Below are 25,117 nucleotides of genomic sequence, written 5' to 3' on the forward strand. Positions count from 1 at the left end.
AATTAATAAATGTCGGTTTTTTCATTAGATAAAAATACTGGGTGTGTATCTTTACTAAAACACCCTATTGATAGTGGCTTTCCTGTTACAAGTACTCAACTAGTTGAGATGTTGGAGCAATCTGAATTTAGTGAATACGAAACAATTTCAGCTAATATCGGTAAACTTTTTGCGCCTACTAAAAACTATCAAGAAGTATCTCTTATTGTTGCTAAAGCAGTTGATGCATCAATTATTATTAATGTTGATGAAAAAAATATGGTTGCAGAGGCAACAATTACAACGGCAAAGGGAGGTGCATTATTTTCTATGGAGGGTGCACAAAAAGCACTTGCTAAAGCAGGTGTAAAAAAAGGTATTAGCCCTCGTGCGCTTGATACCTTTTTAGGCCAACAATTTGAGCAGCCTTCAGGCACTTCATATAGCGCTATTATTGCCCACGGCCGTAACCCTAAAGAAGGGAGCGATGCCAAGTTTGTGCGTTTATGCTCTACCGCTCAAGATAGAGTACTAAGCCCACAAGCGAAAGAAGGCGGCAAGGTTGATATGAAGAACCTTGGTGCAATTATCACAGTAAAACCTGGTACGCCATTAATGCAGCGCGTTGCCGCTACCCCTGGTGAAGATGGCTATACGGTTTTTGGTGACATAATTGCTGCAAAACCAGGTAAAGAGCATCAGTTACAGCCTTTTGAAGGCACTAAAATTGACCCAAAAAATCCAAATATGCTCATTGCAGATTGCAAAGGTGTACCCGTTGCTTTGCCCCGTGGTATGCGTGTTGATGATGTTTTATGCTTTGATAACGTAGATGTAAGCACCGGCCATGTTGATTTTGACGGCAGTGTGATTATAAGCGGTGATATTAAAGATGGTATGCATGTAAAAGCCAATGGCGATATTACTGTACTTGGCTTTGTTGAGTCGGGCACAGTTCAGAGCAATAGTGCCGTTACAATAATGCTGGGAGCTATTGGCCGTAAACGTGAAAACGATGACGATTTCACCTGCAGTATAACGGCAACTCGTACTATTTCGATTGGCTACGCCCAATACTGCCATATAAAAACAGAACAAGATTTATTTATTGAACGCCAAGCACTTCACTGTAATTTAAGTGCAAGGCGATTAATACGCGTAGGTAAAGCTGGCAACCCTCGTGGGAAAATAATCGGTGGCAGTATTTTAGATGCCATGCGAATTGAAACAGGAGAGCTTGGGGCACCTGCGGGCACTAAAACACGTGTTTTTTTGGCGCAAAACTGGTTTGAATTACGTGAAAAGCAGTCGCAAATTACTGACTTTGAAAAGTTGCTTGCAACTAAAATAACAGCTTTGCAAAAGGCGCGAGAGAAAGCGAGTAAAATGCCAGCGGCAGATCAACGCCAGCTTTTTTTAGACAAAATAATCGTTAATGAACAGCAAATAAAAACGCGTTCTGCTCATGTTCAGCGCCAAAAATTATTGGTTAAAAGAAAAATAACACAATTGTTGGCAGCAAGTCGTTTAAAAGTAAATGAAATAATGCATCCAGGTGTGGAGCTCAAAATAGCAAAAGATTCAAAACAGTTTTCGCGTATTTACCCGCCCCATTTGGTTAAACTCACTGAGGGTAAAATTACTCAGTCGTTTTAGCTTCTTCACCATCTGAAGTGCTATCTTGTGCGTCACTTTCTGGAAGTGGCGCAAGCGGCCAGCCACCTAATTGCTGCCACCTATTAACGATTAAACAATAAAGCTCTGCGGTGCGCTCTGTATCGTAAAGTGCTGAATGCGCTTGGCTATTATCAAATTCAATTCCTGCGGCCCTACAAGCTTTAGCAAGAACTGTTTGCCCAAGCGCTAAGCCTGCTAGTGAGGTTGTATCAAAGCTAACAAATGGGTGAAACGGCGTACGTTTAATATTATTACGCTCAATGGCTGCATTTAAAAAGCCATGATCGAATGCAGCATTATGTGCTACAACAACCGAGCGCTGGCACCCGGCAGCTTTTTGAGCTTTGCGAACCACTTTACAAATTTCTTTAATTGCTTCTTCTTCTGGTACTGCGCCTCGCAGCGGGCTAAAAGGGTCAATTCCGTTAAAGTCGATGGCGGCTTGCTCTATATTCGCGCCTTCAAAAGGCTGCACATGAAAATGCACGGTATGATCTATGCTGAGCAACCCTTCGTCATCCATTTTTAATACAGACACTGCTATTTCTAACAGGGCATCTGTTTGCTTGTTAAAACCTGCGGTTTCAACATCAATTACAACAGGAAAAAATCCACGAAAGCGTTTTGCGAAAAGTGTTTGCTCAGTATTTGCCATAGTCTTCTTGGTTTATGGGTGTAAGCTGACTATTATGTCAAAATTGATGCCCTCTAGGCTAGGGGGTTCAAGGATTTATTGCTTTATAATTGTAGGCACATAACTTGCTTTACCTAAGCTGTTAAGTTTGTTTGCTAAAAACTCACCTTTTAAGCAGTTAATTTGCCAAACTTTTGGCATACCAGAGTTGGAGAACGTCCATGAAGTGTAAGTTGTTATTTATTAGCCTTAGCGTAAGTGCTTTAGTGAGCGCTGCTCATTCGCACGCAGCTATGCGCCAATATACTGCAACCCAAGATAACTCCAATTGGGAAGTTGTAAAAACAACACGCTTACAATGCCAGCTAAATCATGAGGTTCCTTATTACGGTGAAGCTATATTTAAAGCCTCTGCAAGCAAAAACAAAAACCTAACCTTTAATTTAGATATGGTTGTACGCCCTGAAAACTATTCAATTGCAGGGCTAAAAGCAGTGCCGCCAACATGGCGAGCAGGTATGCCCGCTCGTGATATAGCGAACATGAAACTACTAAAAAAGTTTGACGGTGAACTAGGCAATAAAACGGCCTGGGAGATGTTAACTGAGCTTGAAAAAGGCTACTACCCCACCTTTTATTATCAAGACTGGCAAAATTCTGCCGATAAAATTGCCGTTGGTATGTCGAGCGTAAATTTTAAACAAGCTTATTGGGCGTTTTTGCAATGCCGCGATGAGTTACTTTCTTACAGTTTTGAAGACATTTCGTTTACGGTGATGAACTATCAATCTAACAGCAGTAAATTAACTAAATCATCTCAACAACGTTTAGATAAAATAGCTGAATATCTAAAAAACGATGTGAGTATTGAATCTATAAGTATCGATTCGTATACAGATAGCTACGGTGGTCGCTGGAATAACTTAGACCTTTCTCGCAAACGCGCTAAAGCAATAAAAGATTACATGGTAAGCCTAGGCGTTGACGAAGCAAAAGTACAAACAACGGGTTTAGGTGAAAAACGCTTTGTTGATACCAATGACAATATTTTAGGGCGCGACAGAAACCGTCGTTTAATAATTCAAATAGAAAAAATGTAGTTAAAACTTTTTAGCTTGCTTAAGATATTTATCGCCAAATTGAAAAAAGCCTAGGCTAATTAAAATAATAACAGCCCCTATAATTAACTCTTGGCTAAGTCGCTCATTATTAAGCCATGCTCCTAGTGTTAGCGCAAAACTAGGGGTTATAAGCGTTGTAAGTGCAACGGTGCTAGCATTTAAATTTTGTAACACATGAAAATACGCAAGTGCCCCCACTAAAGAACCGAATAGTCCTAAATAACCAATTGCCCATAATGATTTCGCACTCCAGTTTTGTACATGCAGCTCACCATCTAATAACCACCACGCAATAAAAAAGAGTGGAGTTACAAAGACCAACGCACCAAATGTGGTTGCCATTGGATGGATAGCTATCTGCACTCGCTTGATCATCACGCCGCTTAAACTAAAAAAGCACACAGCCATAAATACATATAGCAGTCCTAAGCCTTGTGTTTGTGAGTTTTGTACTTGGTTATAACTTACAAAATACAAACCTATTAATGCGCATGCTAAAGCAACAAGCTTTATAGGGCTAAACTTTGGTTCATTAAGTAATTGCTGCGCAAGTAATCCAGACAATATAGGCGCTAAGCCAAACATAAGCGAAATAATGCCCGAAGGCACGGTTTTAGCAGCCATATAGCTCAGTAACATACCGCCAAAAATACCAATACTTGAATAAAAGTAGAGTAAGCAGGCTTTTTTACTCCATGGCACTCTTATATTAGTAATCGCGACAATTAAGCCACCTAAAAGCAGCCCCACCAACATACGCATTAAAACAGCAAGCGTTGGCGACACACTTTCGCTACTCCAAACAATACCAAGTGGTGTAGTAGACCAAATCAGAACCATAAAAAAATACGATACTTTTACCGGCACGTGCCAATCCTTAGCGTTTAATAACGCAATACAACGTACATAAAATTATACCCTCACCACCCTATTTTAATACTTTTAAATGCAATACAAGTGCTTAATAAATACAGTTGTAAATTGAGAGTTACATTTAAATACAGCCCTTTTATTACAAAACTATTTGAGATTTAAGTAACTAGTTATATGGTGCATAAATATTAATAATAATTAAGGTAATTAAGTGCTTAAAAATAAAACAATAGGCAGCATGTTAATTGTTGCGGGCACCACTATTGGCGCAGGAATGCTTGCCCTACCAATCGCATCAGCAGGGCTTGGCTTTAGTACTGCGCTTGCATTAATTGTAGGTAGTTGGTTATTAATGACCTACACAGCATTACTTATGCTAGAACTACATCAATATGCACCCCGTGATGCCACATTAAATACTCTTGCTAAATTGTGGTTAGGTAAACGAGGGCAATACGTCGCTAACTTCTCAATGATATTTTTATTTTATGCTTTGTGTGCAGCGTATATAGCAGGTGGAGGTGCGCAGCTTCAAGCACGAATAAATATAGGCTTTGATGTAGATATTGCTCCGCAGCTAGGCTCTGTGATCCTTGCCGTAATTATTGCAAGTGTTGTTACCCTAGGCACAAGTAAAGTTGATAAATTGAACCAAGTTTTATTTGCAATTAAAATTGTTGTATTGGCTAGCTTGTTTTATATGCTCACTCCTTATGTTCAAAGTAAACATTTATTAGAAATGCCTGTAGAGCAAGGCCTAATACTTTCTGCTATTCCGGTTATTTTTACATCTTTTGGCTTTCATGGATCTATTCCCTCTATTGTTAAATATGTAGGGCTTGAAATAAACTCCCTTAAAAAAGTAATGATTGCAGGCGCAGCTTTGCCTCTGGTTATTTATATTTTTTGGCAGTTATTGAGCCAAGGTATTATGAGCCAAAGCGATTTACTTAATAGTGAAGGCTTAAATGGTTTTGTAAGTAGCGTAGCTAATATTGCGCATAATCCAAGTGTTTCAACTGCGGTTAAACTATTTGCGGATCTTGCACTTGCCACATCGTTTTTAGGCGTTAGCTTAGGCTTATTCGACTTTTTTGCAGACACGTTTAAAAAAGGTGATAACAAAACAGACCGCATCAAAACAGCCTTAATAACATTTATACCTCCTTTAGGATTTGCGCTATTTTATCCGCAAGGCTTTATTATGGCATTAGGCTACGCAGCCATTGCATTGGTCGTGTTAGCTATATTTTTACCTGTTGCTATGGTTTACAAGCAGCGGAAAACCTCAAATAAGCAGGGTTATAAAGTAAGTACTGGGAACACTGGGCTATTAATTGCTGGGTTATGTGGTGTGCTAATAATTACTGCGCAATTTATGCAAATGGCTGGGGTTATACCTGCTATTGGTTAATGCGTACTTCTGTAAACTTAAATTTAGTTAATAAAAAACCGCACACCATTATTAATGGAGTGCGGTTTTTTATGTTAACTACGTTTATTTACAAACGTCAGCTACTGCATTTGCAAAGTATTCAATATTCGAATCGCTAATACCCGCTACGTTTACACGGCTAGAACCAACAATGTAGATACCGTACTCTTTTTGCAGGCGAGCAATTTGCTCTTTATTAATGCCCAAGAAAGAAAACATGCCATGTTGGCGCTCAATAAATGAGAAGTCTTGAGCAATATCTTTTGCTGCTAAGCTTTCTTTAATTAGGCTACGTAAACCATTAATACGCGTACGCATTTCATCAAGCTCTGAGTGCCACATTTGCGTAAGTTCGGTGCTGCTTAAAATAGTATTTACTATATCTGCACCATGCGCTGGCGGCATTGAATATATACTACGTACTACACTTAACATTACAGAGTTAGATATATCTGCTGTTGCGCTATCTTTAGCAATTAGTGAACATGCACCAATACGCTCACGGTAAAGACCAAAGTTTTTAGAGCAAGAAGAACAAATAATGAGCTCTTCTACTGCATCAGCTAAAATACGTAATCCACGAGCATCCTCTTCAAGAGAAGATCCAAAACCTTGATACGCAATATCTACAAGTGGTGTAAAGCCAACTTCTTTAGCAAGCTCAGCGACTGTATTCCACTGAGTTTCGTTTAAATCCATACCACTTGGGTTATGACAACATGCATGAACTAAAACTACATCACCTTTAGGCACTTTTTTAAGCGTGTCGATCATCTCATCAAATAATAAATCTTTGTTTTCGTAATCGTAGTATGGGTACTCTTTAACAGTAAGACCTGCCGCTTCAAATAAGCTGATGTGGTTTGCCCAAGTAGGATTAGTTACCCAAACAGTTGCATCAGCGTTGCAACGCTTAATAAATTCAGCTGCTACACGAAGTGCGCCTGTACCGCCAGGTGCTTGTGCTGTACGTACACGATTAGCAAGTAAAGCTTGGTGCTCGCCTAATAATAACTGTTCCATTTTTTGACAGTAATCTAGGTTACCCGCTAAACCAATGTAAGATTTGCTCGTTTCGTTGTCTAAACGAAACGCTTCAGCTTTTTTCACCGCTTTAAGTACCGGTGTGTTGCCTTGCTCATCTTTGTAGACACCTACGCCTAAATCAATTTTATTAGGGTTTGTATCTTGTTTATAGGCCGCCATAAGGCCAAGAATAGGATCTGTTGGTAATGGTTTTAATACTGAGAACATTGGCTATCTCTTATCGTTATTTAGGGGTTAGCTGTTAGGCTTAGCTTAACATAAAAGCACATCACGTTGACCAGTGTTATTTACACTAGAAAGTGAGGAATTTTAATACAACATGCAATTAAAATGGCAAGTGTCTTTTCATCAAAAAAATCATTGCTAAAGGCTTCTGCATCCACAATACCTACACATTCATTTTGAGAGTTAAAAAGTGGTAGGCAGGTTTCAGATTTAACTTTAGGATCGCATGTATAGTACTCACCACCTTGAGATAAGTAGTTTTCAACATTGTTAATAATGCGACCTTTTCGAGAAAGCGCAACTTGTACATTGTTGCTACCTGCTGCAAAAGCTTCTGTAAGCGGAAATAAAGGACGACTTGGCGCACCATGATAAGCAAGCTTAAGTAGTTGCTTACCTTCATTGGTATTTGTTGCCTGATAAATGCCGTACCAATCTACTTTAGTTTGTTGCTCTATATAATTAACAATAGCTTGTAACTGAGCAAGCTTTTGTTCGGTCTGTGAATTGTTTTCAATATAGTCAGTAAGTTTGAATGGCTCGTCTTGTAAATAACCAAATAAGCTACATGCACCGCCCTCGCCTAACTCAGGAATTTGATATTCCCAACAAACCTTAGTGTTAGGGCTGCTAGCAAGGTATAGCTCAAGCTTTTCAAGCTCAGCTGAAATTAAGTTTTGATCAACACTTAGCTGTGCTTGTGTTAGGTAAGAAGAAATCATTTGGCCATCCATACATCTAAAGTTTCGAAGATAATAACATGGATATTTTTACAGAGCTAGCTCAACTTGTAGCACATTTCAACTTGATTTCCGCTGGCGTTGTAAGTAACTTTTTCGGCAATTTCTTCTAATAATGAAAGGCCCCGGCCAAACTCGTTATTAACTAAGGTAGGTTCACTAGCTCCTGGTTTATTGCTAAACCCTCGCCCTGAGTCACAAATAATAAAATATAAACACAGCGTATCGGGGCAATAACGCATATCAATAATAATCATTGCACCTGTAAGGTTAGCTAAGGCAGCTTCTCTTAATTCGTAATACCGAAAAAAGCCATCTTCTTGTTTTTTAATCTCTGAATCGAGACCTAATACACCATGATCTAACGCATTGTTATAAGCCTCAGAAAGCAGCAAAAATATATTGGAACGATGGGCTTTTAGTCCTTCAACGCTACTTAAAATATTGACAACATCGTATACAGGATCTGTTTTTTTTATTTGCTGTGAGTTTAAGCTCAAGGATAAGTTAAATGCTAAAGTAGAAAACGCTTCGCGTTCTTGCTCCTGTGGTATTAAAGGAAGACAGTTAAGTAATACAATACTTAAATCATCTTGTTGCTCGCTACCGTTCGCAAACTTACTTACACTTTGTATTATGTCTTCACTGCTTATCATTGGCTTAGCTTTTAAGGTCTGTAAAAAGCGCTCTTCACCAAAAAAGGCATCACTATGATTTGCTGTTTCAATAATACCGTCTGTTGCTAACACTAAGCGCGTTGATGGGTCCGCCTCAAAGTGTATAACTTCATATTCAAATTCTTGCTCATCTAATATGCCTAGTGCCATATGTTGAGACTCAAGTGTTTGCTTAACGTTTCCGTTATTATCTATTAAGTAAGCATCAGGTAGGCCGCCAAGCCAAGCTGACACACTTTTACCCGATGCACTTAGCTCAATAATATTAGCTGCGCAAAACATATGACCTGGGAGTAAGTTATATAGTAATAGGTTTAATTCACACGCAATGTCGTTAACTGCCATCCCTTTTTGCACCATAGTGTAAAACACACGTGAAACAGGTAATGCGCCTATAGCGGCAGCTAAGCCATGCCCAGTAAAATCACCCAGCATGCAGTACAAATTCCCTATTGGGCTTTGTGCAACCAAAAATACGTCGCCATTGAACATGGATGCCGGTGATAAATTAAAATCGAGGTATTCTTTAAACTTCCCTTGGTTTTCCAAGGAGTTACTAAAAATATGCTCAATAATCTCATGTTCACGTTCAATTTGATTGTGATGATATTCTAGTAATTTTTTTTGCTGATTGGCTTTTTTACTTAGCTCTCTGGTGCGGCTATGGGCCTTAATTTTTGCGTGTAAGATAACTTTTTCAAATGGTTTATGAATAAAGTCATCGCCGCCTACGGCTAAACAGCGCTCAAAACTGGCCTGATCTTCTAAAGAGGTAATAAAAATAATAGGTAGGTAAACTTCGCTGTTTAGCTGCTTTATTTTTTCAGCAGCCTCAAAGCCATCCATTACAGGCATTAAAACATCAAGTAAAACAATGTCTATCTCTTCTCGTTTAAGTACATTAAGCGCATCGAGGCCATTATAAGCAAACGATATTTTGTAACCTTCTTGCTCAAGCATTTTACTTAATAAAATACGGTTGAGCGCTTGGTCATCTACAATCAGCACATGCATCATTAGCTAATATCAAACTTTTTATCAAAACGAGAGATTTGTAGTATTTTTCTTAGTTGTGGTTGGCAGTTGCTAATTTCGATTGTTTTTACTTGTCCCTCAATGGTTTTTTTCATATTGAGCAACATGCCAAGTGCAGAGCTGTCCATATAGTCGGTTTCTCGTAAATCGATAATAACTTTAACCGTTTTATCGCTCATTTGTGCATAGGCTTGGCGAAAAGATTGCACTAAATTAAAATCAAACTTGCCCTTAATTTGTATTGTTAAAGTAGTGCCATCGACCGATTCGTTCTTTGTTAAACTCATAATAAACTCCAATAATATTTCCTTTGAACTAAATATAACCTGTTAAAAGTATTTAGCAAAAAGAAAAACACACAACAGCAAATTTGCTATCATTTATGCCAATATTTATTTCATTTTATCTATTAAAGGTAAGTTATGAGTGATAGTCACTTAGTATATTCAACAAGTACAGGTCGAATTGACCAACCAAAACCTGAAAAAGAGCTAGATACTAAACTTTTTAAAGATGGCTCTGTACGTATAGAACGTCAAACAAAAGGGCGTAAAGGCAAAGGTGTCATGTTAGTGGTAGGTATTGACCCAAAAGAACACGATTTAAAAAAGTTAGCTAAAACCATTAAAAGCAAAATGGGCCAAGGCGGCGCAGTTAAAGAAGGCATTATTGAAGTACAAGGCGATGACCGAGATAAACTAAAAGCTATTTTAGAAGGGTTAAAGTTTAAAGTTAAAATTGCGGGTGGTTAACCCGCAATTTATTAGTTAGCCAAGCCCAGGTTTAATTATTTAACCTTATTACTTTTATAGCTACAAACTTTAGTAAATTCAGTGCAGTTAGCACTGAAAATAGCAGCTGAAATAGATTTACCATCTAAAGGCTAGTTAGTTACTTCACTTATTGAAAGCTCATTTAATTTTTCATATAAGTTAGGTAAGTCGTACTCAGGTATTGGCGGGCTATAATAATACCCTTGCACAATAAAGCAGTTGTTATTTTGTAAAAACTGCATTTGCTCTATCGTCTCAACACCTTCAGCAACAACATCTAGTTTTAACTTTTGCGCCATAGCAATAATAGCCGCAGTGATTTCCATATCATTTGTGTCATCTGGGATGTCTTTTACAAATGAACGGTCAATTTTGAGTATATCTACAGGGAAACGTTTTAAATAACTAAGTGATGAATAACCAGTACCAAAGTCATCAATAGAAATAGAAATACCTAATGCTTTAAGCTCGTGCAATTGCGTAATAGCCGCTTCAACATTGCCCATAAGCATACTTTCGGTCAGTTCTAAATGCAGGCGTTTTGCAGATACGCCTGAGCGAATTATCATTTTGCTCAATGTAGGAACCAAGTTTGAATCTTTAAACTGACGAGCAGATAAGTTAATTGAAATATTATTTTCAAGTCCATGCTCACTTAGCCTAACAGCAAAGTCACAAGACTCCTGTAGCACCCACTCGCCTAACTCAACGATTAAGCCTGTAGCCTCTGCGATTGGAATGAATTTATCTGGCGGAATTAATCCCTCAGTTGGGTGGAACCATCTTAATAATGCTTCATAGCCAATAACTTTTTGATTCCTGCTGTCTACCTGTGGCTGGTAGTGAACTACAAATTGCTTTTCTTTTAACGCTATACGTAATTCGTTTTCTATGAATAAGCGCTCATTAGCCGCAGCGTTTAACTCTTGGCTATAAAAGTGGTATGTATTACGACCCTTTGCTTTAGCCTCGTACATAGCTAAGTCAGCGTGTTTTAATAACTGGTCTTCCTCTAAGCTATCGTACGGAGCCATAGTAATACCAATACTAGCGCTAACTATTACTTCGTTGTTACCAAGCTTAATAGGTATATTAAGTGTTTTTTGAATCGTATTTGCTACGTCACTTGCATGCTCTTGGCTTTCAATGCCACTGAGTAATACAGCAAACTCATCACCGCCTAAACGGGCAATAGTGTCTTCTGCCCTTAAGCGTTTTTTAAGCCTATTTGCAACTTCAATTAAAAGCTGATCACCTGCATCATGACCAAGCGTATCGTTAATTCGTTTAAATTCATCTAAATCAAAGTAAAATAGTGCAAATGCATAGTGTCCGCGCTCAGCGAGCGCCATTGATTTACGTAATTGCATTCTAAAAAAGGTTCTGTTTGCAAGGCCCGTTAAAGTATCAAAATAAGCAAGCTGCTCCATTTTTCGTTGGCTTTCTTTAACAAACGAAATATCTTGTGCTGATGCTACATAGCTTGTTATTTCTCCGCCGTCTTCACGAATTGGCGATACACTCAAAGATACCCAAATAGGTTCTTTGTTTAAGCCCTGAATTAGGGTATCTCCGCGCCAGTAATTGCGACTGCGTAAATCAATGTTTATATCATCAACTAAAATAGCCATTTCAGAGGCAATAATACTCAGTAAAGGCGCTCGATTGAAGTGGCTCTCTGGGTAGCCGGTCATTTCAAGCATTTTAGGGTTTACATACTCAATAACAAAATTTGCATCGGTTATAACCACACCAGTACCAGAAAACGCCACAGCTTTAGATAGGCGGTTTGCCGCTTTTTCTGCTATTTCTTTCTCTGTAATTCGCTGATTCAAGCCATCAATAAGTTTACGAATTTCAACAGTCATGTCTCTAAATGAGCCATTAAGTGTACCAATTTCGTCTTTATTTTCTGGCGGGAACTCAGTTAATAGCTGACCTTTACCAAATCCTGTTACTGCATGTACAAGCGTATGAATTCTGCGTAAAACTAACTGATATAACGCTTGATGTAATAGCAGCGCCACTAGAACAGCATAAAGGATAAATAAACCAAAAAATTTGAGCTTTAAATCTTGCAACGCAGAGAGCGTTGAAGAGCGCTTTTTATACACGCCAATATACCAATCTAAATCATCAATTTTTCTAATATTAATAATGTGAGCTTCATCATTCTTTTTAAACGAGTTAGCGTATTCGGGTAATTTAACTCTTATTACATCATCAATAATCGATTGTAGCTCTGGGTTTACCAACTCATTAGTGCTTAGCCCTTTGTTTTCACCAGCGTAATCAGCTAATAACGCAGGGTTTAAGTTAGGGTGCGCTAATAACTGCCCTTTGCTATTAAATACAAGCAAATGCTTTTCTTTATCGCCTACCGGTAAAAAAGAAATTAATTTATTTAAGGCAATATCACTGCCCGTTACGCCTAAAAATTCGTTGTCTACATAGACAGGCACTAACAAGCTTATTACCCATTTATGCCATACCTTGTCGTAGTATACTTTTGACCAAGCAGGGCTTCGCTCAGTACCTAATTTACTTTTAATATATTTATAAGTAGAGCCATTTGTAACACTAAAATCAGCAGGTGCATTGAGTGCCCAATTAGGCGGAGATACACGAATAAAGTCATCATTTGTTATGAGGTAAAAGTTGAAAAAGTCATGTACAAGCGTTGGAGAAATAATACGCCAAAGCGTCTCTGAGTCATTAAACAGGCGTTTATAAAAAGGCGAGTAATTTTGCTGAGGTAAAAATGCAGCAGACAGACCATCAGCTGAAGCACTTCTGATCGTACCATCACTATTAAATTGTAGTTGCGATTTATTTTTTAAGTTAACAGATGAGTTTTCCTGAAAAAGCTGTTCAGTCACTACATTATTAGCTTGTTGGGCAATGTTTAATTTTGTTTGAATGCGTTCGTTAAACTGCTTAACCAATAAGTCTGTTGAGCTTTTTAAAACTTCATGTTCTTCAAAAACAAGCTGTTTTTCTTCTGACTTAAGCATTAAGGCAGCCGCACATACTCCTGCTATTAAACAAATAGCCGATATAAGCAGTGACAGTTTTACACTTAAAGAATTTAATCCAAAACGCGAAGGCGGGCGTCTGTAAACCACAGGTCAACCTTAATTATTAGTAATAGTTATTATTTGAACCAGTTAATGAAATATACCAGATCCGCATTCATATATATAAATTATTTGTGAAGTTTTGATAAAAACTAAAAATGGGTGAATAAAACGCACTTTGATCTCATTTAGGGGCGTATCTTTATTGACATTACTGGCAACTCTCCATACATTACTTATATGAACATATTTATCTCTCGCGCTTTTTTTTCTTTTTTTAGCTTCTTTATATAGAAGAGGCTTCCCTGTTTGTGAGATAAAATCAATCGAATAGTAAAGCCTCCCAACTGGGAGGCTTTTTTGTTTTTGCTGTTAAATAACAGCGTATTTTTGGAATGAGGAAACCAAAATGACAAACGATGTGTTAAACACACTCAGACACGACATTAATGAAATAGACTCTGACTTACTCGTGCTATTAGCAAAACGTCGCCGCATTAGCCATGGCGTAGTCGAATACAAAATTGCTAACAATAAGCCTATACGCGATGAAGCCCGCGAGCTCGCCCTATTAGAGAAGCTAATTGGTTATGGTAAGTCACTTGGTTTAGATGCTTATTACGTAAACAATGTTTTTCAGACCATTTTGGAAGACTCAGTATTACATCAGCAAGCAATGCTACAAAAAAACTTAAACCCAGATGCACTTAGCGAAACTCATCGTGTTACTTATCTTGGTGGCCAAGGCTCATACAGCCAGCTTGCTTGTCATAAGTACTTTAGTCGCCGCCCAGGAAAACTAATTGAAATTGGCTGTACTTCGTTTGATGAAATCACCGGTAAAGTAGAGAACGGTCAAGCCGACTTTGGTTTACTGCCAATTGAAAATACAAGCTCTGGTAGTATTAATGAAGTATTTGACTTGCTACAACATGCCCAAGTGTCTATCGTCGGTGAAGTGACTCACAGTGTAGAGCACTGCTTACTTGCCAATCCTGAGACGGAATTAGGCCAATTAACAAAAATATTTGCTCACCCTCAACCGTTTGCTCAGTGCAGTCGCTTTTTGCAAGGCTTAGGTGATTTACAACATGAAACATGTGACTCAACATCAAGCGCACTACAATCGGCGTTAAATACACCAAATAGTGCAGCCATTGGCTCAGCACAAGCTGGTAAAAACGTTGGCCTTGAGGTAATTAAGTCAAATCTTGCCAACCAAAGCGAAAACCACAGCCGCTTTATTGTTGTTGCGCGCAAACCTTTGCAAGTGTCTAACCAGATCCCAACTAAAACAAGCTTAATAATGTCAACTAAGCAACAAGCAGGTTCACTTGCTGATGCTTTAATGGTTTTTAAACAGCATCAAATTAACTTAGTAAAACTTGAATCGCGTCCTACTCCAGGCAATCCGTGGGAAGAAGTGTTTTATGTTGATTTAGAAGCAAACTTAGCTGATAGCCAAGTAAAAGAAGCGCTAGAAGAACTTAAAGAATACACACAGTATGTACGTGTTTTAGGCTGCTATCAGAGCGAGACATTACAAGCAGTTAGTGTTAACACTTAACCCCTCGCTTTATAACTAAAAAAGGGCCTGAACTGGCCCTTTTTTAGTTCATACAATTAAATTATAAAGGTTAGTCGAGTACTTTAGCGTCATTCGCTTTATTTAATAAGCTTCGGCTTTGCGTTAAAAAATGTGCCGTAGAATCTGAAAAATAAGATTTTGCATCAGCAAATGCATCTATAAGCGAAGTTTTATCGCCCGCCTTTAACTTTTCAAGCGTTTCAGCGAAAGTATCTTGATACTGTGCTAATAAGCTTTCTACGTCATCAAATTGCGCTAACATAATATCTGAGTAAAGCTCCGGTGATTGCGCAAACAAGCGGCCCACCATCATCAGCTCCAATTGGTATATAGGCGATGAACAACTACGTAGCTCTTCGAGTGTATGGCTTTGCTTAGCTAAAAACTGCCCATAGACAAATGTTGTTAAATGACGCATAACTTGAATAATTTGCATTGCTTCATCGTGCTTTTTAGCATCAAGTTCAACCAGCTGGCATCCCCATACTTGTAGTTGTTGTAATAAACCTTGAGCAGCTAAATGATCCCGCCCCTCACATACAACAACGGTTTGTTTAACCCAGTGAGAAATATCAGGTCCAAACATTGGGTGTAAACCAACTACCGGCCCACTATGCGCCGCTTTTAATGCTTTAATAGGTGATTGCTTCACCGACGTTATATCTACAAGCAAGCAGTCATCATCAAGTTTAGGCAATTTAGCGACTACGGAATCTAGTGCATTAATAGGCACGCTCACCATTACGAGTTTGGCACCTTTTAAAATACTTTGCGCCTCGTCTTGCTGATCTTTATCTAAGATTTTAACGTCGTAGCCAGAGCGAATAAACTGCTGCGCAAATAACTGCCCCATTGCGCCTTGGCCACCTACAATAACAATAGGTGAAAGCTGTGGCGCAGCACAAGCAAGTTTTGCTTGCTGATTTTGATAAGCCTCGCGCATCATACGTCTTAGTATATCTTCAACGAGATCAGGGCTTACATTTTGCTTGATAGCTTCTTGTCGTCTTGCTGCTAGCAGTGCGGCTTCGCGTTCAGGGGCATGTAAGGGCGCACCTGTTTGCTGTTTTACTTCGCCAATTTTTTGCGTAATGCTGTTACGTTTAGCTAGTAAAGCAACCAGCTGTGCGTCGCACTCGTCTATACCATCTCTTAACTGTGCTAAATCGCTAATGTCTGCCACGTTCATTTCACCCTAAAGCCAATATCGTAAATTTAAATTTACAAAAAAGTAAACTAATCAATACGATAAATACTAACAGGATCGCTTAACTGAGAAAAGGCTAATACTAAAATTTTACTGCGGCTGGGAGCCAATAATAAAGGTGAACGGTGAACGGTGAACGGTGAACGGTGAACGGTGAACGGTGAACGGTGAACGGTGAACGGTGAACGGTGAACGGTGAAAATTATTCCAGAAACCAAAACGGGCTGCAACCCGAAGGATGCAACCCGTTTTTTTGCGTTGATAAACAGCGCGTATTAGTTAAGTTTTTCTCTAATACGTGCAGATTTACCAGAACGCTCACGTAGATAGTAAAGCTTAGCACGACGAACTGCACCGCGACGCTTAACTGTTACGCTATCAATAAGAGGGCTGTGCGTTTGGAATACACGCTCAACACCTTCACCGCTCGAAATTTTACGAACTGTGAATGCTGAGTGAAGACCACGGTTACGCTTAGCGATTACAACACCTTCAAAGGCCTGTAGACGCTCTTTAGCACCTTCTTTTACTTTTACCTGTACAACCACTGTATCACCAGGGCCGAATGTAGGTACGTCTGTTTTAAGCTGCTCATTTTCAAGCGCTTTAATAATATTTTGGTTTACTTTTGCCATTATGTTTCTCACTTTCCTAGGTGTAACTGTCTTCTAGCCACAAGCTTTTTGGTACTCTTGCTGAAATTGTGCGAGTAATACCGCTTGCTCCTCAGTCAGAGCTAGGTTATGCAACAAGTCAGGACGTCGTAACCAAGTTCTGCCTAATGACTGCTTAAGTCGCCATTTTGCTATCTCTTGGTGGTTTCCGCTGAGTAATACAGCAGGCACCTGTTTGTCGTCCAATGTTTCTGGCCGTGTATAGTGAGGACAATCTAGCAAGCCATCCGAAAATGAATCTTGCTCTGCTGATTGGTTATGACCTAATACACCAGGCACTAATCGCGCTACTGCGTCAATTAATGTCATGGCTGGTAGTTCACCACCACTCAAAATAAAATCACCAATTGACCATTCTTCGTCAACGTACGATTCTATTATTCTCTCGTCTATACCTTCATAGCGACCGGCAATTAAAATCAGTTTTTTAGAGTTTGCGAGTTCGCTCGCCCCTTGCTGATCTAATTTGCGCCCTTGCGGGGACATATAAATTACTTTAGCGCCATCACCAGCTGCCTGTTTGGCTTCGGTAATCGCTTTTTTTAATGGCTCAACCATCATTAACATACCCGGCCCGCCCCCGTAAGGACGGTCATCTACGGTTCTATGCTTATCTAAAGCGTAGTCTCGTGGATTAAAGCAGTTAAAATCAATTAAACCATTTTTTACTGCGCGACCAGTTACACCTTGGTGTGTAATAGCATCAAACATGTCAGGGAAAAGGCTTATCACCCCTACCCACAATGAACTAGTTTGAGTCATTAAAACCCAGGATCCCAGTCTACGGTAATTTCTCTTGCATCATGCTTAACTTCTTTGATAACTGAATCAGTTAAAAAAGGAATTAAACGCTCTGCCTGACCAAATGCGTCTTTACTGTTTGCTTTAACAACCAGTACGTCATTTGATCCTGTCTCCATCAGGTCATCAACAGTGCCTAAGCTATAACCTTTATCAGTTACAACCGACATGCCAATGAGATCTCGCCAATAAAACTCACCTTGCGGGAGTTCTGGTAATTGCGCTGAATCCATCGAAATTTCTGCATGGGTATAAGCCATTGCTTCGTCACGATCATTAATTTGCGCAAACTTGGCGATAAAGCCTTTGTTGTGGCGACGCCAGTCGACCACTTCTAAGGTCTGCCATTTACCTTGCTGCCCTATCAACCACGGGCTGAAATCGAAGATCCCTTGGGGATCATCAGTAAATGAATGTACCTTAAGCCAGCCCTTTATACCATATGGGGCACCGAGCTTTCCTACGACAATTATTGATGAGGTGTTCTCTTGACTCATGGTTACACTTACGCCTATTAAGCCGCTTTACGAGCGTCTTTTACTAACTTAGCTACGCGATCTGAAAGAGATGCGCCCTGACCTACCCAGTGATCAACACGTGGTAAATCTAAACGAATTTTTTCTTCTTGACCTGAAGCAATAGGGTTAAAAAAGCCTACTTTCTCGATGAAGCGACCGTCACGCGAGAAACGGCTATCCGCAACCACAATTTGATAGAAAGGGCGTTTTTTAGCGCCACCACGTTGCAAACGAATAGTTACCATACCGTCCTCTAAATAGATTGACTGTTTTCATTAATAAGATTTACTCCCCAGTATGGGGAGCTGGGGAATTGTACGAGTTTTTAGCAACAATGCAAGTAAGAAGTGATGCAAAATGGCAGATTAGTAGGTTAAACCGTGATCTGAGGAGGAAATCAAAGAGAACGCCCTGTTGTGCGCATAATTTATTCAACAAAAAAGGGCTATATAGCCCCTTTGTTATACATTATATAGCACTGTTTAAGTCGCAAGATTAAAATTTAGGGCCACCGCCACCCATCATTCCAGGTGGTAACATGCCTTTCATACCGCGCATCATTTTTTGCATGCCGCCTTTGCCTTTCATTTTTTTCATCATTTTTTGCATCTGCGTAAATTGTTTTAGCAACTTATTAATCTCTTGCACTTGAGTACCAGAGCCAGCTGCAATACGTTTTTTACGTGAGCCTTTAATAATTTCAGGGCGAGCACGCTCTTGTTTAGTCATAGAGCTGATAATAGCTTCCATTTGAACAAATGTCTTATCACCCATTTGGCCCTTAACAGCATCTGGTAAGTTAGCCATACCTGGTAATTTATCAAGCATCGACATCATACCGCCCATGTTTTTCATTTGCTTAAGTTGATCAGCAAAATCATCAAGGGTAAAGCCAGCTCCTTTAAATACTTTTTCAGCAACCTTAGCAGCTTGCTCTTTATCCACTTTCATCTCGACTTCTTCGATCAATGAAAGTACGTCACCCATTCCTAAAATACGTGACGCGATACGATCCGGATGAAAAGGCTCAAGTGCGTCAGTGCGCTCACCTACACCCATAAACTTAATAGGTTTGCCTGTAATGTGACGAATAGATAAGGCTGCACCACCTCGAGCATCACCATCGGTTTTTGTTAAAATCACACCGGTAAGTGGTAAGGCTTCATCAAAGGCTTTTGCTGTATTTGCCGCATCTTGACCTGTCATTGCATCAACTACAAATAAGGTTTCAATCGGGTTAATTGCTTTATGAAGGTCTTTAATTTCATCCATCATATCGCTATCAACATGCAAGCGGCCTGCGGTATCAACTAGCACTACATCAATAAATTTCTTTTTAGCATGTGAAATTGCAGCGGTTGCAATATCAACTGGCTTTTGAGAGATGTCACTTGGGAAAAAATCTACATCAACCTCGGTTGCAAGTGTTTCTAGCTGTTTAATTGCCGCTGGGCGGTAAACATCGGCACTTACTACTAGTACTGATTTCTTTTTTCTCTCTTTCAAAAATTTAGCAAGTTTAGCTACACTGGTGGTTTTACCCGCACCTTGTAAGCCGGCCATCATGACGACTGCTGGCGGTTGTGCATTTAGGCTTAGCTCTTCGTTAGCCTCACCCATTGCTTTTTCTAGCTCTTCACGCACTATTTTTATAAATACTTGACCAGGGCTTAGGCTTTTAGTTACCTCAACGCCCACTGCGCGTTCTTTAACTTGTTTTACAAACTCGCGAACAACTGGCAGTGCCACATCGGCTTCTAAAAATGCCATACGCACTTCGCGAAGTGTGTCTTTAATGTTGTCTTCAGTCAGACGGCCGCGGCCACTGATATTTTTTAAGGTTTTACCTAATCGTTCTTGGAGGTTCTCAAACATGTAACGGTTCCGATAAGACGTTTATATCAATCCTTTAAATTCACTGTTAATTTGAGTTTTCAATTAACAAGGACTGACTTATTAAATTTCAATTAAAAGTAGTATACCGTATATGGCGCCTTACAATATAGTGTTCAAGTGCAGCTTGTTGAGTTTCTTTTTTTAAGGTCTATGCATTTGCTTTGCTATAAAATACAATGCCCATATAACAACAAGAATTATTTTGTCTCAAATTAAGTGGCCCAAGCACAATGCTGATTATTAGTTTAACTATTATTGCCAGTTTATTTTATGTGTTAGCAACGTCTCACGTGCTATCACGCCTGTTTCATCAACAAGGCCCTAGCCAAAAAGTAACGGTGATTTTAAGTACCGTAGCTATCGTGGCGCATATGCTGCTGTTGGTTAACTCTGTGTTTAGATCCGATGGGCAAGATTTAAGTATTGTTAATGTTGCTTTATTAACGTGCTGGGTGATTGTTGTTTCGGTAACCGCAGTGTCGTTAAAGTTCCCAGCTACGTTGTTACTACCGGTTGTTTATGGCTTTGGTGCACTCTTAACGATTGCCAGCTTGTTTATTCCGCATCATATTATGCTGCAAAGTATTAATATTGAAATTGGTTTAGTGACACATATTTCATTATCGTTACTCGCTTACTGTATTTTAATTATTGCTACTTTATATGGCGTACAATTTTACTTTATTGATAAACGTCTTAAACGTAAAGATTTAGCGATTGTACACAGCCACCTTCCGCCTTTAATGGTTGTAGAGCGCCAGCTTTATCAACTTCTTAATTTAGGCACTATCTTGCTTACATTTGCATTACTATCAGGGTTTGTATTTCTTGATGGCATGTTTGCTAAAGAGTTTATTCATAAAACAATTTTATCGTTAGTTGCATGGGCTATTTTTGCTGTTGTAGCAGTTGGCCACATGAAAAAAGGCTGGCGTGGTAAACCAGTGGTTGTTACGATCATGGTCGCTGCATTTGTCCTCACACTTGCTTATTTTGGCAGCCGTTTCATACAAGAAGTGATACTAAATAAGTTTTAACTTGACTCTGCTTGCTCACTCTAGCTTAATACGCATTGATTTATAAAAAAAGGATCCATCGTTGGACGACATATCGACAAGTACCCTGTTTATCATTTTAGGATTATTGGTACTTTTTTCTGCTTATTTTTCTGGTTCAGAAACCGGGATTATGTCAATCAATCGTATACGCTTGCGCCACCTTGCAAAAGAGGACCACCGTGCAGCGAAACGAGTCAGTAAACTTCTTAGCCGTCCAGATAGACTCATAGGCCTAATTTTAATTGGTAATAATCTAGTAAATATAGCTGCGGCCCAAGTTGCGACCATTATAGGTATTCGTCTTTATGGCGACTTAGGTATTGCTATTGCAACCGGTGTATTAACCTTAGTTGTACTTATATTTGCTGAAGTAACGCCTAAAACGCTTGCTGCTCTGTATCCTGAAAAAGTTGCTTTTCCGAGCTCTGTGATACTTAAAGGGTTACTTAAAATTCTTTTCCCGTTTGTTGTTATTGTTAACTGGATGACCAACGGTATATTAAGGTTATTTGGTATTAGTGCAGAACAAATTGATGAGCACAGCATGAGCAAAGAAGAGCTTAAAACTGTGGTAAATGAATCTGGTGCTTTATTACCTGCTCGCCATCAAAGTATGTTGACTTCAATTTTAGACTTAGAGCAAGTTACTGTTGAAGATATTATGATCCCACGAAATGAAATTGTGGCTATTGATATTAATGACGATTGGAAACTAATTAGTCGTCAATTAACTCACGCACAACATACACGTGTATTACTTTATAGAGACAACATAGATGATGCAGTTGGCTTTATTCACTCACGTGACGCGCTGCGTCTTCTTACTAAAGAGCAATTTGATAAACCTTCATTACTACGTGCAGTGCGCGAAATTTACTTTATTCCTGAAGGCACCTCGTTAAATACACAGCTACTTAAATTTCAGCAATCGAAAGAGCGCATTGGTTTAGTTGTAGACGAATATGGTGATATTCAGGGCTTAGTAACTCTTGAAGATATTTTAGAAGAAGTGGTTGGCGACTTCACTACTACACAAACTCGCACACCAAGTGAAGAAGTAACAACGCAAAGCGATGGCTCTTGCATTGTTGATGGTGGGGCAAACGTTCGCGATTTAAATAAAGAAATGGGTTGGGAATTTCCGCTTGATGGGCCTAAAACTCTCAGTGGTTTAATTGTGGAATACTTAGAAGATATTCCTGACGCTAATCTCAGTTTACGTATTGCAGGCTACCCTGTTGAAGTTCTTGAAGTAAAAGAGAACATGATAAAACAAGTAAAAATACAGCCTAATATGCGAACCAAATAAATTAAAAAAAGGAGTCAATTGACTCCTTTTTTTAATATCTACAAAAGCTTAACCAAATAATAAACGCTCAAACCAACCTTTATCTAGCTCTTCCTCACAGCGCTTTAACTGCACACCATAACGACTAGCGCGATGCTTAACTTTGTTAGCCACACTCATTAACCACTTCTTCTTTTTGTACGTGCCGCGCTTATATCCACCCCACCCTTCGTGATAATTAAGGTACTGTGCGTAAGCGTCCCACTTTGATATTTTGTTTACTTTGTGGGTTTTATAAACAAACCACGCCATAAAGTCGATTGCATCATCAAAGTCATCTCTATCTGCGCCATTGTTACCGGTTTCACGAATGTAGTCAGACCATGTCGGTGTTTTAGCTTGAGAATAGCCATACGCATCACTTGCACGGCCTGTAGGTATTATCCATAAAAAGTATTCCATTGGCGGCGCTGCATCATGCTTAAATGAGCTTTCTTGATACATCATGCTCATGAGTACATGTTTTGGTGATCCCCATTTTTCTTGAGCATCTTTTGCGTCAAAATACCAATCTGGCTTTTCTTCAAAAATCTTACATAAATCATTAGGCTGTTTGGGAGGAGCGGTAGCACACCCAGCTAAAGTGAGGGCAAGAGATAAAATAATTGCATTTTTTTTCATTTTTTTAATATCTCACTGAACTTTTTTAAAAAAGCGTGGGTCTGAGCTTATGAATGCAGCAGTACAGCATTGTTTCATCCCTGAAAAATATTTACGCAGCCACCTTGGGCTGCGTTTTTTTTAAACTTTAAAAAGTATTTACTTTTTAAAGTACGCATCTAAAAATGCAGTAAACGTTAAAGTGTCGGCGCTTTCAATTGCAGCTCTAGCTTCATTTGACACTATAACTTGCTGCTCAAGCCATGGCTTTAAAAACTCACTGTAATCGGTAGATTCATGACTTTGCTTATATTTATTAGCAAGTGCTAAAGCAAAATGCCCATTATCTAAGCCAGACTCTTTAAGCTGTGCTACATAACGCCCAGAATAAGTAAGCTCTGGATTATAAATCCACGTCGCCATGCGCTTAATAGTGTTTGAGTAATAATCAACACCATATGCAGTGTCCATCCACTTAGCAACATCAGCAAGCTGTGTGAATATTTCATCACCCCACGATTGCAAGCTACGAGAACCATTATTAAAATTAAGCATTAAACCTGCTTCTCTACCTTGGTTCACAACTGTATCAAGGTTTTCAGTACTGCGTGCTTGCTCTTTCCAATCCATTTCTGGTGAATCTTTTAATAAGCAGTACGTCAAAAATACATCTAAGAAGTGAATTTGCTCAAGATCAATACCTACTTCACTAAATGGATTAACATCTAAGGCACGAATTTCGACATACTCAATACCCGCTCTGAGTAAAGCATCTGTTGGTGTTTCACCACTTTTTGCATTACGTTTAGGACGAATTGGTGAATAAAACTCGTTTTCAATCTGTAATATATTTTTGTTTAGCTGCTTTGGCGTCTTACTAGTGTAGTCGTCAAGGTCGCCGTAAATATCTGAGGGTGTGTTGATTGCTTTTTTAAGACCTGCCACATACTCATCTAGTGAGTTGTACATAACACGTAATGATGACTGAGCGCTATTGGTATACCCTAAATTACCTAAACGAAGTGCTGTACCCACTTCTAAATAAAGCGTCCCTTTACCTAACTTTTTAAATGGTAAGTCAGTTTTTCGACCTTGTAAAAATGAGTTACATAGTGCAGGTGAAGCACCAAACATATAACTTATTAACCACAACTCACGTTTAAAATTACGAATTAGCGAAAGGTAACCATCTGAAATAAAATCTTGAAGGCTTGCATCGCTTTGTTTTAGTGTATGCAGCGACTGCCAAAGCGAGTCAGGAAATGAAATATTAAAATGAACACCAGCTATAGCTTGCATCATACTGCCATAACGGTTTTTTAAACCTTCACGGTACAGGGTTTTCATTTTACCCGTATTAGAATCACCAAACTGCGCAAGCACAATGTCGTCTTGGTGCTCGATAAAACACGGCATACTTATAGGCCAAAGTAATTCATCGCCCATTTTTTCAAGCGTAAACTTTTGCAGATCTTTTAATTGCTTGAGTGTTTGTGTAGAGGACTCACTAACTGGAGTAATAAATTCAAGTAGCGACTCTGAGAAATCAGTTGTGATATGTCCATTAGTTAACGCACTGCCCACCCCTTTTGGGTGACCTTTAGCTGAAATTACGCCATCGCTTTTAATTCTTAGCGACTCTCGCTCGATACCACGTTTAATGCCTTTAACTGCGTATTGGTGCTCATTTACAGATAACGCTTCAAGTGCGTTAGTTAAATCATGTGTTGTCAAAAAATCTTTCCTCGGGCCACGTGGCTTAATCATACGGTTATGGGGGCTAATTGCTTAGACTCAAGATTAAATTAATAAGAAGGGTGTAAATTATCAAAATTAATGAAATATTTACCCGGCCCCTATATACGCTTGATATAACCAATATGATTAAATTAAGTCATAATCTTGCCACTGCTGTAGCTATTATACAAATGCTTAAGTGTATATTTACGCAAAAATTAAACTCATAAAACCTCTGTACTTATAAGTAGACCCAAACCAAGTAAAAAGAAGCACAAAATTCAGTTACCTTAATTTTAATCCGCACAGCCCAACAGCCTCTAGCCATTTTAAAATTTGATCTAGATCAATAAAAGCATTTATTTGAGTCGTTACGACTAACCAATTCTCTTCTTTT

General features: G+C 39.0%; 22 protein-coding genes and 1 other annotated feature. Of the genes, 7 read left to right on the plus strand and 15 right to left on the minus strand.

The window, feature by feature from the left end:
• Nucleotides 1-9 precede the first annotated feature (9 nt).
• Nucleotides 10-1,635 (plus strand): DUF342 domain-containing protein, encoded by a 1,626-nt coding sequence (locus tag ATS74_RS08575; RefSeq protein WP_058548491.1) that lies wholly within the window; start codon nucleotides 10-12, stop codon nucleotides 1,633-1,635.
• Here the strand turns inward: ATS74_RS08575 and rnt are convergent.
• Nucleotides 1,619-2,311 (minus strand): ribonuclease T, encoded by a 693-nt coding sequence (gene rnt, locus ATS74_RS08580; protein ID WP_058548492.1) that lies wholly within the window; start codon nucleotides 2,309-2,311, stop codon nucleotides 1,619-1,621. The two genes, ATS74_RS08575 and rnt, sit on opposite strands and share 17 nt — an antisense overlap.
• Nucleotides 2,312-2,511: 200 nt before the next feature.
• Here rnt and ATS74_RS08585 point away from each other — a divergent pair, with 200 nt between their 5' ends.
• The gene (locus tag ATS74_RS08585; protein ID WP_058548493.1) at nucleotides 2,512-3,390 is read left to right on the plus strand and encodes a flagellar protein MotY; all 879 of its coding nucleotides are present in this window, start codon (nucleotides 2,512-2,514) and stop codon (nucleotides 3,388-3,390) included.
• Here ATS74_RS08585 and ATS74_RS08590 read toward each other — a convergent pair whose 3' ends face one another.
• Nucleotides 3,391-4,278: a DMT family transporter gene (locus tag ATS74_RS08590; RefSeq protein ID WP_058548494.1), complete on the minus strand. Its 888-nt coding sequence runs from the start codon at nucleotides 4,276-4,278 to the stop codon at nucleotides 3,391-3,393. It abuts the gene before it with no gap.
• 217 nt (nucleotides 4,279-4,495) lie between these two features.
• On the opposite strand from ATS74_RS08590, the gene ATS74_RS08595 reads away from it, so the two are divergent.
• Nucleotides 4,496-5,698 carry an aromatic amino acid transport family protein gene (locus tag ATS74_RS08595; protein WP_082660572.1) on the plus strand — a complete coding sequence of 401 codons (1,203 nt, stop codon included), beginning with the start codon at nucleotides 4,496-4,498 and terminating at the stop codon, nucleotides 5,696-5,698.
• 84 nt (nucleotides 5,699-5,782) lie between these two features.
• On the opposite strand, the gene ATS74_RS08600 is transcribed toward ATS74_RS08595, so the two are convergent.
• The 4 genes from ATS74_RS08600 to ATS74_RS08615 all read right to left on the minus strand — a co-directional run bounded on the left by ATS74_RS08600 (nucleotide 5,783) and on the right by ATS74_RS08615 (nucleotide 9,730).
• On the minus strand, nucleotides 5,783-6,973 hold the full coding sequence (locus tag ATS74_RS08600; RefSeq protein WP_058548495.1) for an amino acid aminotransferase: 1,191 nt from the start codon (nucleotides 6,971-6,973) through the stop codon (nucleotides 5,783-5,785).
• Nucleotides 6,974-7,053: 80 nt separating this feature from the next.
• A complete protein-coding gene (locus tag ATS74_RS08605; RefSeq protein ID WP_058548496.1) occupies nucleotides 7,054-7,713 on the minus strand; it encodes a GAF domain-containing protein in 660 nt (219 codons plus the stop codon).
• Nucleotides 7,714-7,769: 56 nt separating this feature from the next.
• The gene (locus tag ATS74_RS08610) at nucleotides 7,770-9,425 is read right to left on the minus strand and encodes a fused response regulator/phosphatase (RefSeq protein ID WP_058548497.1); all 1,656 of its coding nucleotides are present in this window, start codon (nucleotides 9,423-9,425) and stop codon (nucleotides 7,770-7,772) included.
• Nucleotides 9,425-9,730 carry an STAS domain-containing protein gene (locus ATS74_RS08615; RefSeq protein ID WP_058548726.1) on the minus strand — a complete coding sequence of 102 codons (306 nt, stop codon included), beginning with the start codon at nucleotides 9,728-9,730 and terminating at the stop codon, nucleotides 9,425-9,427. Before ATS74_RS08615 ends, ATS74_RS08610 begins: the two co-directional genes overlap by 1 nt.
• A gap of 135 nt (nucleotides 9,731-9,865) precedes the next feature.
• On the opposite strand from ATS74_RS08615, the gene ATS74_RS08620 reads away from it, so the two are divergent.
• Nucleotides 9,866-10,195: a translation initiation factor gene (locus ATS74_RS08620; protein ID WP_058548498.1), complete on the plus strand. Its 330-nt coding sequence runs from the start codon at nucleotides 9,866-9,868 to the stop codon at nucleotides 10,193-10,195.
• A 131-nt stretch (nucleotides 10,196-10,326) separates the two neighbouring features.
• Here ATS74_RS08620 and ATS74_RS08625 read toward each other — a convergent pair whose 3' ends face one another.
• Nucleotides 10,327-13,341, minus strand: a complete 3,015-nt coding sequence (locus ATS74_RS08625) for a bifunctional diguanylate cyclase/phosphodiesterase (protein ID WP_058548499.1) — start codon at nucleotides 13,339-13,341, stop codon at nucleotides 10,327-10,329.
• A gap of 199 nt (nucleotides 13,342-13,540) precedes the next feature.
• Nucleotides 13,541-13,658: a sequence feature (Phe leader region), on the plus strand.
• A 44-nt stretch (nucleotides 13,659-13,702) separates the two neighbouring features.
• Here ATS74_RS08625 and ATS74_RS08630 point away from each other — a divergent pair.
• Entirely contained in the window at nucleotides 13,703-14,860 is a 1,158-nt protein-coding gene (locus ATS74_RS08630; protein WP_058548500.1) for a chorismate mutase, read from the plus strand.
• 70 nt (nucleotides 14,861-14,930) lie between these two features.
• Here ATS74_RS08630 and tyrA read toward each other — a convergent pair whose 3' ends face one another.
• The 6 genes from tyrA to ffh form a co-directional block, all read right to left on the minus strand.
• Nucleotides 14,931-16,064: a bifunctional chorismate mutase/prephenate dehydrogenase gene (gene tyrA / locus ATS74_RS08635; RefSeq protein ID WP_058548727.1), complete on the minus strand. Its 1,134-nt coding sequence runs from the start codon at nucleotides 16,062-16,064 to the stop codon at nucleotides 14,931-14,933.
• Nucleotides 16,065-16,363: 299 nt separating this feature from the next.
• The gene (rplS, locus tag ATS74_RS08640) at nucleotides 16,364-16,723 is read right to left on the minus strand and encodes a 50S ribosomal protein L19 (protein ID WP_058548501.1); all 360 of its coding nucleotides are present in this window, start codon (nucleotides 16,721-16,723) and stop codon (nucleotides 16,364-16,366) included.
• A gap of 33 nt (nucleotides 16,724-16,756) precedes the next feature.
• Nucleotides 16,757-17,524 (minus strand): tRNA (guanosine(37)-N1)-methyltransferase TrmD, encoded by a 768-nt coding sequence (gene trmD / locus ATS74_RS08645; RefSeq protein WP_058548502.1) that lies wholly within the window; start codon nucleotides 17,522-17,524, stop codon nucleotides 16,757-16,759.
• On the minus strand, nucleotides 17,524-18,060 hold the full coding sequence (gene rimM, locus ATS74_RS08650) for a ribosome maturation factor RimM (RefSeq protein WP_058548503.1): 537 nt from the start codon (nucleotides 18,058-18,060) through the stop codon (nucleotides 17,524-17,526). The genes trmD and rimM overlap by 1 nt, the downstream gene beginning before the upstream one ends.
• 17 nt (nucleotides 18,061-18,077) lie before the next feature.
• Complete coding sequence (gene rpsP, locus ATS74_RS08655) at nucleotides 18,078-18,326, minus strand: 30S ribosomal protein S16 (RefSeq protein ID WP_058548504.1); 249 nt, start codon at nucleotides 18,324-18,326, stop codon at nucleotides 18,078-18,080.
• Nucleotides 18,327-18,576: 250 nt separating this feature from the next.
• The gene (gene ffh / locus ATS74_RS08660) at nucleotides 18,577-19,956 is read right to left on the minus strand and encodes a signal recognition particle protein (RefSeq protein WP_058548505.1); all 1,380 of its coding nucleotides are present in this window, start codon (nucleotides 19,954-19,956) and stop codon (nucleotides 18,577-18,579) included.
• Nucleotides 19,957-20,207: 251 nt separating this feature from the next.
• On the opposite strand from ffh, the gene ATS74_RS08665 reads away from it, so the two are divergent.
• Nucleotides 20,208-21,014, plus strand: a complete 807-nt coding sequence (locus ATS74_RS08665) for a cytochrome C assembly family protein (protein ID WP_058548506.1) — start codon at nucleotides 20,208-20,210, stop codon at nucleotides 21,012-21,014.
• Between the two features lie 61 nt (nucleotides 21,015-21,075).
• Complete coding sequence (locus tag ATS74_RS08670) at nucleotides 21,076-22,344, plus strand: HlyC/CorC family transporter (RefSeq protein ID WP_131692458.1); 1,269 nt, start codon at nucleotides 21,076-21,078, stop codon at nucleotides 22,342-22,344.
• A gap of 48 nt (nucleotides 22,345-22,392) precedes the next feature.
• Here the strand turns inward: ATS74_RS08670 and ATS74_RS08675 are convergent, their stop codons facing one another.
• Together ATS74_RS08675 and gshA are read right to left on the minus strand one after the other, a co-directional pair.
• Nucleotides 22,393-23,004: a transglycosylase SLT domain-containing protein gene (locus ATS74_RS08675; RefSeq protein WP_058548507.1), complete on the minus strand. Its 612-nt coding sequence runs from the start codon at nucleotides 23,002-23,004 to the stop codon at nucleotides 22,393-22,395.
• Between the two features lie 138 nt (nucleotides 23,005-23,142).
• Entirely contained in the window at nucleotides 23,143-24,717 is a 1,575-nt protein-coding gene (gene gshA / locus ATS74_RS08680) for a glutamate--cysteine ligase (RefSeq protein WP_058548729.1), read from the minus strand.
• Nucleotides 24,718-25,117: the final 400 nt, after the last annotated feature.

Source organism: Pseudoalteromonas sp. H103 (assembly GCF_001469205.1).
Taxonomy (GTDB): Bacteria; Pseudomonadota; Gammaproteobacteria; order Enterobacterales; family Alteromonadaceae; genus Pseudoalteromonas; species Pseudoalteromonas carrageenovora.